This is a genomic window from Pararhodospirillum oryzae (assembly GCF_007992075.1).
Lineage (GTDB): Bacteria > Pseudomonadota > Alphaproteobacteria > Rhodospirillales > Rhodospirillaceae > Pararhodospirillum > Pararhodospirillum oryzae.
On record NZ_BJZO01000181.1, the window covers coordinates 1 to 1,301 of the forward strand.

Annotated in this window: 2 protein-coding genes; one reads left to right on the plus strand and one right to left on the minus strand. The window is 62.7% G+C overall.

Features of this window, described 5'->3' with window-relative positions; translation table 11 throughout:
- Positions 1–230: hypothetical protein (locus tag ROR02_RS16375; protein ID WP_147165106.1), on the minus strand; the 230-nt coding region annotated here is incomplete at its 3' end.
- A gap of 180 nt (positions 231–410) precedes the next feature.
- Here ROR02_RS16375 and ROR02_RS16380 point away from each other — a divergent pair.
- Positions 411–611 (plus strand): helix-turn-helix domain-containing protein, encoded by a 201-nt coding sequence (locus ROR02_RS16380; RefSeq protein WP_147165107.1) that lies wholly within the window; start codon positions 411–413, stop codon positions 609–611.
- Positions 612–1,301 lie beyond the last annotated feature (690 nt).

A 1,301-nucleotide genomic window follows, 5' to 3' on the forward strand; every position in this document is an offset into this window, starting at 1 on the left:
TCACTTGCCTTGTCGCACAGGAAAAGAAGGGCTTCGCGCAAGAGCGTCTCGTCCAGCTCGTTCGCGCCTTCGCGATCGCAGGGCCGGGCAATAAGCTCAATCGACGCCAGCACCGCGCGCACATCGCGCAGTGCTTCCTTTTTGATTTCATCGCAGGTCATGCCCAGGCGAACCTGGAAACTGGCCGCGAGACTCTGGGGGACCGAAACGGTTAGGGTGTGGCTGTCCATTCGCGCCTCTCTTGCAGGTGCGTTGTGGATAAGCCCCGGCTTGGTGGGCCAACACCGGCCGGGGCGCGAATGCTGGCGCTCACTGCCAACTTCGGTTACCATCACTGACATTGGATAAAGTGTCAACGATGAAAGCCAACATCAGTGATCGTATCTGAGCAATGCAGGGGTGCCCGCGCCATGCTTGGCATGAAGCGTGAAGAGCTTGCCCGACTGGCAGGAGTCGCAGCGGCTACGCTGGCGGACTTCGAGACAGGGAAACGCCAGCCCCACCCCCGCACCCTTGCGGCCATCCGCGCCGCCCTGGAGGATGCCGGGGTCGAGTTCATTCCCGAGAACGGAGGCGGGCCGGGGGTGCGCTTGCGTAAGGAGGCGTCGTGACCCAAATCCATAACGAGCAAACCAAGCTGACAGCGGCGGCCTTGAACACGGCCGCAACGTCATCTTTCACGGTCGGGGTGCTGGCCCCCATCGCTGCGGTTTTTTACAATGTCGCTGGGGATGTCAGGGTCCCGCCCCTGGTCCTGGTATTAGGGGCCGCATTCTGGCTTGGGGCAGCGGGCGGGCTTCATTTGGCGGCGCGCTACGTTTTGAAGGGGTTGCGACCATGACCACCACCCAGTTTATCGCGTTCGTCGTGATGCCTGTTGTGGTGACGGCCCTGGGGTGGGGCGTCGCCCTGTTGCATGCGCACTGGGCCCGAACACCGGGTCAGGGGCACGAATAGAGATCCCCGTCAGGGCCTATTTTTTGCCCACCGGCGCGCTTCCGGGAGCGGGGGGCATCCAGAGTCTCCCCCTTTTAGGGGGCGCGAAAACCCGGTTCGGTGCGCCCCAGATGCTTGCCACACGCCGTTCCTGAGCGCTCCCGCGCGACAAGCAGGTCCGTGGTGTCCAGGTGGTCGCCGGGATGATTTTCCGCAGGGGCAGGGGAAACGAAAATTCCGACATGACCTTGCAAGACAGTACCCCCAAGGGTTACCCTCTTCCCATGTCAGCCGGCCCTCTCGTCACCATCGTTGAAACCCGCGCCTTCATCGCCAGAGCCTCGGCCCTGATGGACGAAGAGGAA

Coding starts and splice junctions, on each gene's coding strand:
- ROR02_RS16380 (WP_147165107.1), top strand. CDS start 411: ATGCTTGGCATGAAGCGTGAAGAGCTTGCCCGACTGGCAGGAGTCGCA.